The 13,739-nt window shown below is 38.1% G+C and carries 12 protein-coding genes and 1 pseudogene; 7 read left to right on the forward strand and 6 right to left on the reverse strand.

Annotated elements, in window-relative coordinates:
- The first annotated feature begins 137 nt into the window (after positions 1-137).
- Positions 138-887, forward strand: coding sequence for a GTP cyclohydrolase FolE2 (gene folE2, locus M3226_RS28460; protein ID WP_308212001.1), 750 nt, complete (start codon positions 138-140; stop codon positions 885-887).
- 171 nt (positions 888-1,058) lie between these two features.
- Positions 1,059-1,550 (forward strand): CobW family GTP-binding protein, encoded by a 492-nt coding sequence (locus M3226_RS28465; protein ID WP_308212000.1) that lies wholly within the window; start codon positions 1,059-1,061, stop codon positions 1,548-1,550.
- Between the two features lie 610 nt (positions 1,551-2,160).
- Here M3226_RS28465 and M3226_RS28470 read toward each other — a convergent pair.
- The 6 genes and pseudogenes from M3226_RS28470 to M3226_RS28485 form a co-directional block, all read right to left on the reverse strand.
- Positions 2,161-3,342 carry an MFS transporter gene (locus M3226_RS28470; RefSeq protein WP_251572510.1) on the reverse strand — a complete coding sequence of 394 codons (1,182 nt, stop codon included), beginning with the start codon at positions 3,340-3,342 and terminating at the stop codon, positions 2,161-2,163.
- A gap of 1,396 nt (positions 3,343-4,738) precedes the next feature.
- A complete protein-coding gene (locus M3226_RS28475) occupies positions 4,739-5,215 on the reverse strand; it encodes a tyrosine-type recombinase/integrase (RefSeq protein ID WP_308212002.1) in 477 nt (158 codons plus the stop codon).
- Between the two features lie 223 nt (positions 5,216-5,438).
- Entirely contained in the window at positions 5,439-5,627 is a 189-nt protein-coding gene (locus M3226_RS32895) for a hypothetical protein (RefSeq protein ID WP_374110698.1), read from the reverse strand.
- 63 nt (positions 5,628-5,690) lie between these two features.
- Entirely contained in the window at positions 5,691-5,786 is a 96-nt protein-coding gene (locus M3226_RS32385) for a helix-turn-helix domain-containing protein (protein ID WP_374110700.1), read from the reverse strand.
- A gap of 201 nt (positions 5,787-5,987) precedes the next feature.
- Entirely contained in the window at positions 5,988-7,349 is a 1,362-nt protein-coding gene (locus M3226_RS28480; protein ID WP_251572514.1) for an IS4 family transposase, read from the reverse strand.
- A 265-nt stretch (positions 7,350-7,614) separates the two neighbouring features.
- A pseudogene (locus M3226_RS28485) lies at positions 7,615-8,097 on the reverse strand (DUF188 domain-containing protein).
- Between the two features lie 303 nt (positions 8,098-8,400).
- Here M3226_RS28485 and M3226_RS28490 point away from each other — a divergent pair.
- From M3226_RS28490 to gnd, 5 genes are read left to right on the forward strand one after another with little or no spacing between them, the layout of a single operon-like run.
- Positions 8,401-8,547 carry a BA3454 family stress response protein gene (locus M3226_RS28490; protein WP_374110701.1) on the forward strand — a complete coding sequence of 49 codons (147 nt, stop codon included), beginning with the start codon at positions 8,401-8,403 and terminating at the stop codon, positions 8,545-8,547.
- A gap of 4 nt (positions 8,548-8,551) precedes the next feature.
- The gene (gene rpiA / locus M3226_RS28495) at positions 8,552-9,220 is read left to right on the forward strand and encodes a ribose-5-phosphate isomerase RpiA (RefSeq protein ID WP_251572517.1); all 669 of its coding nucleotides are present in this window, start codon (positions 8,552-8,554) and stop codon (positions 9,218-9,220) included.
- Positions 9,221-9,260: 40 nt separating this feature from the next.
- Entirely contained in the window at positions 9,261-10,763 is a 1,503-nt protein-coding gene (gene zwf / locus M3226_RS28500) for a glucose-6-phosphate dehydrogenase (RefSeq protein ID WP_251572519.1), read from the forward strand.
- Positions 10,764-10,784: 21 nt separating this feature from the next.
- The gene (tkt, locus tag M3226_RS28505; RefSeq protein WP_251572521.1) at positions 10,785-12,782 is read left to right on the forward strand and encodes a transketolase; all 1,998 of its coding nucleotides are present in this window, start codon (positions 10,785-10,787) and stop codon (positions 12,780-12,782) included.
- 53 nt (positions 12,783-12,835) lie between these two features.
- Positions 12,836-13,729 carry a phosphogluconate dehydrogenase (NAD(+)-dependent, decarboxylating) gene (gene gnd, locus M3226_RS28510; protein ID WP_251572523.1) on the forward strand — a complete coding sequence of 298 codons (894 nt, stop codon included), beginning with the start codon at positions 12,836-12,838 and terminating at the stop codon, positions 13,727-13,729.
- The last annotated feature ends 10 nt before the right edge of the window (positions 13,730-13,739 follow it).

The following is a 13,739-nucleotide window of genomic DNA, read 5'->3' on the forward strand; positions in this document are numbered from 1 at the left end:
TGCCCGCAGAGGCTCCATGTCAAGCAACTTGGCCTTCTGAAAAAACAACGAAAGAAATCAAAAAATAAAAAACTACGAAAATGATAGATTAAGAGAGTAATTGTCCAAAATTCGGGGGTTAATCCGCTGTTGGTATTATAAACGTTAAAACTCATGTTACTGTAATCTCAACGATAGAGCCGCTAACGCAAACTACTATAGCTACCTTTACGCTAACATCCACTATTCCTCATAATGTAAAGGGAACAAATATGAGTCGTTTTACCGAACAATTGGAGCTGTATCGAAGACAAGGATTTACCTTAACCTTTTCGCAACTATCCGATTTTATTAAAGAATTATCAGAACGTTTAGGCCAAAAGGATGCACAACTAAAAGTAAGTTTCCCTTGGTTTTATGAACAAACAGCCCCTTCATCTCTTCTTACAGGATTGAACAGTGCTGATGCAAGAATCTTGTTTTCGTATCGAAATGGAAAGGTTGTAGAAAGAAAGGTTGAATTAACCTGTACTGTAACGACCTTATGCCCTTGTTCCAAGGAAATTAGTGAGTATAGTGCTCATAATCAACGGGGGTTCATTAAAATGAATGTGTTGTTAACGGATGATTATGATGAATCGATTGACTGGAAAGTTACTCTGTTAAACGCTGCTCAATCCAACGCCAGTGCTGTAATTCACCCGATTTTAAAACGTCTCGATGAAAAAATAGTGACTGAAAAAGCTTATGAAAATCCTCGCTTTGTCGAGGACATGGTTCGCCTTGTGGCTGCAGACCTATATGAAGTACCATTTGTCCAATCATTTAAAGTAGAATGTCGTAATGAAGAATCCATCCATCTTCACGATGCGTATGCTTCTGTATCATTCGATAAAACAACTAATTAATACTTTCAACCGTATTTATTAGGGTGAAGGAATAGCGATTTTGTAAATCTAATGAAGTTGAAACACCGATAAAGATTAAACTTTACATATCAAATAATAGTCAATACATTTAACGTTAGGTAAGCTAGTCTAGTACTAATTTAAGGAATTAGAGAGGAAGATGAAAAGAAAGTGATACCTGTATATGTCCTTTCGGGATTTTTAGGTAGTGGAAAAACGACTTTACTGTCGAATATGTTGAAGTACCTTCAACTGAACGGGAAACGACCAGCAGTAATCATGAACGAGATAGGAGATGTCAATTTGGATGGCCTACTCATCAATGATGAGGTGCTGGTTGCAGAAATGTTAAATGGGTGTATCTGTTGTACAATGCGAGAAGATTTAAGTTCAACCCTGTTAAATCTTTACCGCCGAGTTAAACCAGACATAATTATCATTGAGTCAACAGGGATCGCTAATCCTCTTGAGCTTAAACTTTCACCTCAAGTCTACAACAATAATAACGGCCATGATTTTGCGACATGGCATAGAGAAAATTACGGTGGAAGACCTTCAAATAATTGCATACAGTTGAAGGAAAGTATTATGGAAGTTCATGATTTGGTTATCAAACCTACTACGGTTAAAGGAAAACCAGAACGAGTGTTCAAAGAAAACTAATTATTTTACAAAATGGGTGCCCAAAAACAAAAGGGTACCGAATTGTCATCGTCGTGTACACTATAGTTTTGATGCAAATGAGTACAATTCCAAACTGATTAACAAAATTGCTTTAAAAGAAAGGTGAACCCGCCGTTAATTGGTCGGGTTTTTTGTTGAAATTTAAACTAAAATTGAGCCCCTTTTTTGCATATGAAAATGTGAAGAATTTCACTTAAACTACTATGAAAATTCACTTCTGTAACATCTGAAAAAAGGCAATACTTAAGAAGACGCAGCTCATTCATTTTAAAAAAAAGGAAGGGAGCGACAGTCAGTGGTGCACCGTGGTCGTTGGAGTCAGACTAACGGATGGGTTCTAACGCACCATAGTTCATCGACCTTCCTCTCCAGCCGTAGAATCAGTATTGACGATTCTAATTCATTTTCATTCTCTGTGGTGCAGCGACGATTTTTCCGCTGCATGGATGGCTAACGGGCAGGTTATTTTAAGTATATTCCTTCACAAAGTTATTGAAAAAGCCGATTACCCCACTTACGGAAAGGAAAATCGGCTTTTTTGTACTATTTTAGCATGGATGCTACCAAGTTAGATATTAAAATGGCTATGTCAACCTGATTTGGAAGCTAGAGAACCAGTGTTCTGAGTGCTAAAGTCTTTGTTTTTCAGCGACCGTTTCACAAAAAAAGTAAACATCAAGAGGGAAAACGTGACTGACACGGCACTGACCGTGAACAAAACATGGAAATTCGAGTATTGAGAAACCCAGCCTAACATAATAGCACCTAGCCCGATTCCTAGGTCTGCACCAGTAGAAAAAGAAGCATTGGCTACACCTGTACGTTCTGAGCTGACAAGACGTAGGGTTGCGGCTTGAAGAGCAGGTTGTGCGGAACCGAAACCAATACCGTACATAATTGCGGAAATGATTACTCCGAATAAATTGGTCGAGAAACTCAAGACAACTAAAGCCGAAATCGTAACCACTTTTGCTGGTATAATAACAAACGTCTCACCGTATTTGTCTGAAAGTTTTCCAGCAAAGGGCCGAATTAAAACAAGCGTGGCTGCATAAACCAAAAAAAATGTACCTGAATTAACCTTGATTGAGTCGGCAAACAGCGGCACAAAGCTAGTAATACCGCCATAAGCGATAAACAGTAAGAAGACGGATGCCGTAATGGGAAAGAGCGATTTTTCAAAAAGTCCAATTTTCCTTGAAGCCGTTTGAGGCGTAAAGGTCATTTTTGCACCGAACGTTAAGACCAGAGCCGTGGCAGAGAGGACCACTGCAAATAGAAATAGAGAATGGTACGACAGGTTCTGTGTAACCCATAGACCGAAAATCGGACCTATTGCCATAGCCAATGTCATAGCCATCCCAGACCAACCCATACCCTCTCCTCGTCGGGTGGACGGAATCAAATCTGTTACGGCGGTGCTAATGGCGGTTGTGGAAGCTGCCCAGGTTATCCCATGCAATATTCTGAGTAACATTAATACAACGATTCCTTCAATCCAATTGTACATGTACATTGCAACAGCGAAGAATAGCAATCCCCAAACGATAAACGGTCGCCTACCAAAGCGGTCCAGTAGCCCTCCGACAAATGGTCGAAAGATAACGGAAGAAAGCATAAACGCTCCCATTGCCAGACCTACCTGGGATTCGTTTCCACCTCTTTTCTTAATAAACAACGGTAGTGTTGGATACAGCATATAAAATGCTGTGAATAAGAAAAACATCCCAATAATCATAAGAATATACGATTTCGTCCATAAGCGTTCCACGTTAATTCCTCCTTACGGGAGAGTTTCAATATGATTGTAAATTGCTTCGATTCATACTCGTGTACCCTCTACTTCTTCTCACAATAATAAACAATATTGATTGCTCAACATCTGTTTATAATTATAAAAGGATACAGGATGCATACAATGGTTAAATTAACGCAATTCGTTGATTATTCAACAAATTAATAAAAATTGTTGAATATCTTGGGAAGGTTTTGTGACCAATTTTTTGCTCTTTGATTATATGACACATAGCAAATAGGACAGGAATGCTAACTTATATTGATAGGCAACTTTTATAAAATATTAAATTGATTCCTTATCTTGCAAGGTGTTTTGCGGGATTAAACGTAAGCCCCCAATCAAACAACGCATATAAACATACAGCGCCTCGGGGATATGGCAAAAGGAAGATGGGCTAGAAATAGGTAGTGAAAGAGAGAAATGTCCTTATGATAATAATAAAACAAACAAAAAAGAAGGTTTCCAAATGATTCCGTTTTTTCTTTTGGTGTCAATACTCAGATGCATTGATTTACCAAAGCCGTCTACTACTAAGCGGAATTACCCCTGTCTTTTTACTTCTTCAACTGGTATAACTACTCTTGAAATGGTTTTTGGTGGTTGTGATCCCCCTTACGGTTGAATGGATAATATTTTAAATTGTCTTAAGTAAATATTTATTCTAAAATGGAGACTGTAGAGGTTGAGGGAAAACGGTCTAAAAAACTATCAAGAGACTGCCGAGACCCTTGATATAACTGGGGAATTTAAAGCTGATTTGACCACTGGTCCCATACACAGTCTTCAAAACTGCTTGTGTGGTGCTTAACATCATTTCTGTGTTATTCCCAGGCGTTGCAGCTATCTTAACGGTATTTTGAGAACTTTCAGTGAATAAAGGAATTTTTAGAAAGTGTGGATGTGATATGAAAGGGAAAACTAAAAAATATAGAGTATACTTATACTAGTGAATTAGACATTAATACTAGTGATTAAATAAGAAAAAACTAGTGACATTTATTAATAAAACTAAGTTCAAGTTGATTTGGCGGGAATTAAACTGTTCTAAATGACAGGGAAGAAAGTTGAATAAAGGACGTTCAGTCTTCAAAACTGCCTGAGACCTGCGTGCCTGGTCTGGTGGGTTCAATTCTCACGCAGCCCCGCCAACCCTTATATATCAAGGGATTGAGACATTTCCTATATTAAGTAGCAAATCTCAATTCAATTCCTTTTCAAACTCGGGGTGCCATCTGGGTGCCAAAACGGTACTTTGACTATTCGTTTTCATCATCGTCATCAAATACTTCCCTAGCCTGTTCCTGAAGAGAAGGGACCGCATGACTATATAAATCTAATGTAATCCCAAAATTGTCAGTGACCTAAACGCTCACTGACAATTTTGGGATGTACATTTTTTTGTGTAGCAAAATGGAAGCGTGAGAATGCCTTGTGTCTGAAAGCGAGAATCCTTTAAACCTGCTTGTTTAATTGCACGTTTATAAATTCGGTGTAACTCACGTGGGTGAGTATAATCACCATTTGAATTTAAAAAAACTAAATCATTGGAATTAAAGCTATCCCCTAAACGGTTCTTTATCTCTTGATAACGAGTGTAGTGGCTGTTTAATACATTCATAAGCTTTTTTCCAATCACAATCGTACCATCTTTTTCACCCTTTGTTAAATCCTTAATTTGTACTTTGCCCTCTTCATCCACATAAGCGGATTTGGTAATCGTTATTCTTCGATTATCAAAGTCGATATCAGTCCACTTCAAAGCACGTAACTCACCTAAACGAGCCCCAGTATTACCTGCCGTGTAAATCATTGGGTAATATACAGTACTCGATTTTGCTGCTTCAATAAGTCAGTCTAATTCCTCTTTAGAATAGAAAGTCGCTCTATATTTTTTTGGTTTTGGCGGCTTGGCTTTCTGAGCGACATTTTTGTTCAAAAACTCCCAATCTACCGCATCATTCAATGCTTTAGATAACAATCGATAATGATGTTTGAATGTTTGAGCAGATAAATCTACTAGTTTTTCCACATAATAATTTTGTAAATGTAAAGGGTTTAAATCTTGTAACTTAATATGTCCCTAATCCAGGTTTTAAATTAACACGGATGATTTGCTCATACGCTCTGTAGGTATTGGGCGAAGTATTTGATTTGGTATACAATTTAAGCCAATAATCTAGGTAATCACCCAAGTATAGATCAGGTTTAGAAATATCGTTGTCCAATTCCTTTTGTAGTTCTGCTGTAGCAAGATCCATGCTACTTTAGCCTCTCTTTTCGTTTTGAGCCGTATAATCTTTAATTTTCCCCTCTAACCATTTCTAGATAGATTTTTTAGGTATGAGTATCCTAGTACCGACTTTCACTGTATGAAATTCCCCAGAATGAACCAACTCATAAGCTTTTGCCCTGCTGATTCCTAATAACTATTTGATATTACAGTGAGTACATCGTTTTAGTCCTCATTTCGCACACCTTTTCCCTTTTCATAAATTGATTTTAAGATCAAAATAGACCAATATATTTTTTCTAATGGAGGATAAATCTATTTCATTAAAATGAACCCTCTTTTACTGTTTTCATTATTTTTTAAAATCTTACTTCCACTTTTTAATTACTCAACTTTCGCAGACTGAAATAGGCAGGTATGCCTTGATATAGTTAGGCAAGCCCGCAATCCATTGCTCTAGTTGACTTTTAATTAATTTTTGAATCTTTTTGTTACTCTCTTTAAGGGTATCTTCAAGAAGCTCGATTAATTGCTGAAGCGCAATTGCCCAATCGAGGTCACTAATTTCATCACAAAGTTCATAAAACATACCGCCTAATGTTCTTTGGTCCGTGCTACACCGATTTTGCCTGGACAGAACAATATATCGTGTAAAAACAATCGTTGTATGACTAATTAAGGAGTCATAAGAACGACCTTGAAACTCCTTTTGGAGTTTTAATAGGGATTTTGTTGTTTTGAAAAACACTTCAATATCCCATCTCATCCCATAAATTCTGATGATTTCTTGGTCACTTAGCGTACAGTCTGTACTCAGAATCGCTAGCCATTCGCTCTTTTTATTACGGTTTTGAACGAATACCATTTTAACCGGAACTCCATTGGCTTGGGTAGTATGAATAGAGCGAAGAATCCCTTTTCTTCCATGAATAGGTGCTGCCAAACGGTAGAGTTCCTTTAAGCTGACACGCTTATCATCTACAAGGTAACGTTGTTTTAAATTCTTAACCATGCCAATTACATCAAGCCCTTGCTCTTTGATGTTCTTAATAAGTGGTTGATGGGTAAACCAAGTATCCATCAACACATATGAAGCATCAATCCCAGCGTTCAACGCACGTTGAATCATATTAGGGATTTGTTCTGGTGCAGATTGTAAGGCTTCAAGACGGCGTTTGTAGCCGGTGCTCCGCTTGTCGATTTTACTTGATATTCCGTTAATTTGGCTTGTTTTGGAGCTCAATAAAGAAAAGTCCACAGGAATGAAAGTTGCACCATCTGTCCAACCAAGGGTAAGCATACGGAAGCCTTTATAAAAGCGCATTTTTTGAGAGGCATGATCAAAACAACGAGCTAATAATTCGACGGATTTACTACGATTTCGATCATAAGAAGAATCATCTAATACTAAGACCTTCGGTCGGTCATGCTTCGAGAGTTTTGTTACCTTTTCAATTGTGTGGACACTAAGAAACAGTAAAAATCTACGCCACGCGAAGGTTGACTGATTCAAGAAACGATAGACAGTGTCCTTAGCAGGAAAATCGGTAGATTTTCTACTTTCAAGCGTCCGATACCAATTCTTGTTTTCAAAGATCAAACAAAAAATTAATTGGAAAAGGTAACCACAAGAAAAGCCCAAAGACTTTGTTATTCCAGCCTTTCTAAGATATTTTAGTACCTGTAATTCTTTAAATGTCGATGTTAGTTCATTTGGTAGTTGCTTATTTTGACCATTATTCGATATCATATAGGGGGCACCTCTTCTGTATGGTATTGTGATTCTCGACAAATCAACTATACCAAATGAAGAGGTGTTTTTTCATGCCTATATTTAAAGTCTAGTACCATACTTTAACCAAAACATTACACACATATAAACTCATTACATTTTTCCAGGTGCGAAAGTTGAGTTAATTATAAATAACCTCTATCTGTGTATTTCTTCTAATTATGTGACGTGTCATTCTTTTTCATATTAAAAGAGGCCCTTTTTGATGCTTAATTTTTGCATGTTAGAAGGTGGGGGTTCTTTTATTTTCTAAATTTTTATCCTGAAATCCTCTTTTAAAAAGCCTCCTAAATTTCTCCCGATCCTCAGCTGTAAATGGTATTGGCCCTTTTGTACGCTTTCAGCTTTTTGAGCCATTGCACTCAAATAACGTGTTTGTAAAAATTGATCAATGCTCTCATTTGTATAGCTATACCCATTTTGGTGAAGAACCGTACACCCTTTTGCTAAACCTAGGGAAGTAAGAACATAATCTTGTGCAACGATTAAATCTCCTTTTTGTGCTAAATTGATAATCCGATAACCTGCAGAATCTGCTTCAGGATCAACATAAAAGGTTTCCAATCCTGACGGTTGTTTCACAGTAGAAAAGTGAGAAAAGCTAGTAACAAGGATAACAGGAATTTCAGCATTCGTACCTTCAGAGATAATAATCTCTTTTACCGACAGCATCTGCATCAATTAGAATTTGACATGATTGAGGAATATTGCGATTTAGTCATTTCTAGCTCATTAAGAAAACATGCAACATTTAGAGGGGGGATAAAGAATAAGAAAAGTATCACACGCTATCCAACTTAGGATGGCGTGAATTTTTTACATCACTAAATAATAATATCCTTAATTCGAGATAAATTACTTGACGCTTCTTAAGGGTAAGAGATATTATGGTTACATAAAGTAACTCATGTAACAAAAATAACTTGATGAAAAAAGGCGTCAAAAATAATTATAAATTAATGAACTTATTAAGGAGTGAACATTATGATTGAAGTAACATTAAAACTTAATTACAACGGAAAAAAATTATCATACCAATGTCATTGTAAGAAAGGACACTCCATATAAACAAATCTTGCAAATGGCAAGAGAACAAGTTGCGAAACAATGGAAAATTAATAATGGAGAAATCCCAACTTTAGTTGAAGGGAGATAAAGCCTTGAATGAAAAGAAAGAAGTGGGAGAAAAAGCTGTTGAATATGTGAAAGATGGCATGGTAGTTGGACTCGGTACAGGTTCGACTGTATTTTATACCATCACGAAGCTTGGTCAGTTAGTCCAGCAGGGACTTTCCATTAAAGGAGTTCCGACTTCAGAACAAACGAAACAACTGGCGATCGAACTTGGCATTCCGATTGTTTCGTTCGCTGAGATTGAACACATTGATGTCGCCATTGATGGAGCAGATGAGGTAGATCCTGAGTTAAATCTCATAAAAGGCGGCGGCGGTGCCCTCTTAAGAGAGAAAATTATCGCTGCAGCAGCCAAAACTTTCATTGTCGTTGCCGACTCTGATAAAAATGTAGATACACTAGGAACTTTTCCACTGCCGATAGAAGTCGTTCCATTTGGATACGAAATGACAGTAAAACACATCAGGGAACTGGGAGGCAATCCGAATTTAAGGCAAAAGGATGGGATCCCTTATCTAACAGATAACAGTAACTATATTATAGACAGCAGCTTTAAAGAAATTACGCACCCAAAAGAGTTAGAAAAAAACCTAAACCTTAAACCAGGTGTAGTCGATAACGGATTATTTGTAGGCATGGCAGATATTGTTATTACCATTAAAGATAAAAAGCTTGCAACGATTGTCCGAAGCTAGAAAATGGGAGAAATCAGAATACGAACATGGGGGGAGAATAATGGAATCAATGACCTTTGTCTTATTTGGAGCTACAGGAGATTTAGCAAAGAGAAAAATTTTCCCAGCTCTTTACAACCTATATGTGGATCAAAAATTACCGCAGTCGATATCAATTATTGGACTCGGAAGAGGAGAGCTTTCTCATTCAGAATTTCATGAAAAAGTGAAAGACTCAATTTTGGACTTTTCACGCCGCCTTGAACATGAGGCAGCAAATATGGGAGAGTTTTTAGACTATTTCCGCTACAGTAGATTGGATGTTACAAATAAAGAAGATTATCAACAACTGCTTCAACTAGTTAAGCAGCGGGAAGACGAACTTGATTTAACACAAAATCGTTTGTTTTACCTTTCAGTGGCACCTGAATTTTTTGATACAATTGCCCTAAATATTACAAGTAGCGGCCTTGGTCAGGCAGCTGGCTGGAAACGATTAATCATTGAAAAGCCTTTTGGTCATGACCTCAAATCTGCACGTGAACTTAATCAAAAACTAAGCCGTGCTTTTAAGGAAGAGGAAATTTATCGAATTGACCATTACCTGGGCAAACCAATGGTTCAAAACCTAGAAGCCTTGGCTTTCGCCAACCCCATTCTACAGTCGGTTTGGAATAAAGATCATATTGCAAATGTCCAAATTACTGCCAGTGAAACTGTTGGGGTTGAGAAGCGAGCAGGTTATTACGACCAAGCAGGGGCAATCCGTGATATGGTTCAAAACCACATGCTGCAAATTTTGATGATGACAGCCATGGATAAGCCTGAAAAAATTAACCCAGCGGGAATAAGGCATGAGAAGCGGAAGGTCATTGAGTCTCTTCGTCCTTTAAAAGAAGAAGATGTCTCATACGATATTGTCCGCGGCCAATACAGCTCAGGTAAGGTAAATGATCAAAAAGTTCCAAGTTATCTAGAAGAGCCTGGAGTAGATCCTTCTTCTATGACTGATACATTTATCGCTGCCCGTTTGTGGATGGATCATCCATCATGGGTTGGAGTTCCCTTTTACATTCGTACAGGAAAAAGGATGAAGGAAAAATCGACGCGGATTGTGATCGAATTTAAGAATAAGGAAAACCAACCATATAAAAATAATCCAATTGATCCTAACTTATTAATCATTGAAATCAATCCGAATGAAAATATTTCCTTACAATTAAACAGCAAAAACCCATTGAATAATGGAAAGCTTACTCCAATAAGAATTAATTTTTCTAATGAACAAATAGGTTTAGGAGTACCTGAAGCGTATGAAAGACTAATCTATGATGCTGTTAACGGGGATTCTACATTCTTTGCTCATTGGAAAGAAGTTGAATTGTCATGGGAATGGGTACAGCCGATTCTTCATGCATTTGAGAAAAATTTAGTACCGCTCCATCCTTATCTCTCAGGTTCATTTGGACCTGCAGCTTCTGATTCCTTATTATTGGAAGATGGCTTTAAATGGTGGCTTGATGAAAAGTTTCAAGAAAGTAAGGAAACGTTACTACACATCTAAAATAATCTGGAGGAAATAACGATGTCTCAAAAAATTGATCATTTAGCAGTAACAACGATTCGAACATTATCTATTGATGCCATTAATGCGGCAAATTCAGGTCATCCTGGTCTCCCGATGGGGGCAGCACCCATGACGTATGCATTATGGGCAAAACATCTGAATCACAATCCTGAAAACCCAAAATGGTTTAACCGCGATCGTTTTGTTTTATCCGCTGGACATGGATCAAGTTTGTTGTATAGCATGCTTCATTTAGCTGGCTATGATGTCACGATTGATGATTTGAAAAGCTTTCGGAAGTTAAATAGCAAAACGCCGGGGCATCCTGAATTTGGTCATACAGCAGGTGTGGAAGCAACTACAGGTCCATTAGGTCAAGGGATTGCGAACGCAGTTGGGATGGCAATGGCAGAAGCACATTTAGCAGCGAAGTTTAATAAAGAAGGTCACCCGGTTATTGACCACTACACCTATGCGTTAGTCGGAGATGGCGACTTAATGGAAGGTGTTTCCTACGAGGCGATGTCAATGGCTGGCCATATGAAACTTGGTAAGCTAGTTGTTCTTTATGATTCAAATGATATCTCATTGGATGGCGAATTAAATGCTTCATTCTCTGAAAATATCGAGAAAAGAGCAGAATCAGCAAATTGGCATTATTTGAGAGTGGAGGATGGAAATGACCTTGAAGCCATTTCTAATGCTATTGAAGCTGCCAAACAAAATACAGAACAGCCTAGTTTGATTGAAATTAGAACAATCATCGGATATGGCAGTCCAAAGGTAGCAGGAACCAATAAAGCACATGGTGCACCGCTTGGAGCAGAAGAAGGAAAAGCGACAAAACAAGCCTATAACTGGCTTTATGAAGAGGATTTCTACGTGCCAGAGGAAGTAAAAGCACACTTTGCACAATTAAAGAATAAAGGGATCGACACTGAGCAAAATTGGATAAGCTTATTCGAATCCTATAAGCAAGCATATCCAGAATTAGCCGATCAATTGACAAATGCGATAGATGGAAAAGTGCTGATTGATACAAAAGATATATTGACCTTTGATACAGGGAAAGCCATTTCAACTCGTGTGGCCAGCGGGGAAGCAATTAACCATTATGTAAAAACTGTGCCAGCAATCTTTGGCGGAAGTGCAGACCTTTCTCATTCTACAATGACAGAAATTAAAGGTGAAAAAATGTATGCCGTTGAATCATACGGTGCACGTAATGTTTACTTTGGGGTCCGTGAACATGCAATGGGAGCAGCAGCCAATGGTATGGCCTATCACGGCGGTGTGAAACCTTTTGTCAGTACATTCTTTGTATTTAATGATTATCTTCGTCCGTCTATCCGTCTGGCAGCTTTATCAAAGCTTCCAGTGATCTATGTATTTACACATGATTCCATCGCAGTTGGTGAGGATGGTCCTACTCATGAACCGGTTGAACATCTTGCAGCACTTCGTTCTATACCAGGTTTAACGGTGATAAGACCAACGGATGCAAATGAGACTGCCAATGCTTGGGCATATGCTCTTCAGCAGACAGAAGGTCCGGTTGCGTTAATCTTAAGCCGCCAAAACTTACCGATCTTTAATGAGACAAAAGCTAATTTGGAGAACCTTTCTAAGGGAGCATATGTACTAGAAGAAACAAATTCAACACCAGACGTAATTTTAATTGCTACAGGTTCAGAAGTATCGTTGGCAGTTAATGCAAAAACGGAACTCGAAAAAGAAAAAATATCGGTTCGTGTTGTGGCAATGCCAAGCTGGGAATTGTTTAGCAAGCAATCAGATGATTACAAAGAATCTGTACTCCCTTCTTCAAATTCAAAACGAGTTGCCATAGAAATGGGAATTTCACTTGGATGGGAAAGATTTGTGGGATTTGAAGGGAAAATTCTTTCCATCGAGACATTCGGTGCCTCAGGTGATGGAGCAGCAGTTATGAAGAAATTTGGATTTACGGCTGAAAAGGTTTTGCATCTTGCAAAAAGTGTCTTACAACATTCTTAAATAGATCATTAAGGAAACAGAAAAATTATTATAGAACATTGGAGGAGAACATAATGAAGGTAGGACTTATAGGTTTAGGAAAAATGGGATTGAATTTAGGGCAAAATTTAATGGATCACAAGCACGAGGTAGTAGCATTTGATGTGAATCCAAGTGCAGTCGAGTATATGAAGGAATATGGAGCAACTGGTGTTTCAAGTTATAAAGAACTCATCCAGTCCTTGGAACATCCAAGAATTGTTTGGATTATGGTGCCTCATGCAGTGGTGGATTCCGTTATCGGTGAAATCTTACCTTTCTTGGAAAAAGGTGATATTGTCGTTGAAGCAGGTAATTCCCACTATAAAGAATCGATTCAACGCTACAATGAATTAAAGGAAATCGGCGTGAGATTTATGGATGCGGGCACATCAGGCGGTATGGAAGGTGCGCGAAATGGCGCTTGTTATATGATTGGCGGTGATCCAGAAGCATGGGAGGTAGTACAACCCCTTTTCAAGGATACTGCAGTGGAAAATGGCTTCTTATATACCGGAAAAGCTGGCAGCGGGCACTTCTTAAAGATGGTTCATAATGGAATCGAGTATGCAATGATGGCCGCTATTGGTGAAGGTTTTGAAGTTCTTGAGAAAAGCGAATTTGATTTTGACTACGAACAGGTAGCAAGAGTTTGGAATAATGGATCCGTTATTCGTTCTTGGTTAATGGAATTAACAGAAAATGCTTTCTCAAAGTATCCAAACTTGGAAAAAATTAAAGGGATTATGCATTCATCAGGTGAAGGAAAATGGACGGTACAAGCAGCATTAGACCTGAAAACAGCAACACCAGTCATTGCCATGTCATTATTAATGCGTTATCGCTCCCTTGAAGATGATACCTTTACAGGAAAAGTTGTAGCTGCACTAAGAAATGAATTTGGCGGACATACTGTCGAAAAAAACTAAAGTAATCATA

The sequence above is a fragment of the Neobacillus cucumis genome (genome assembly GCF_023715505.1).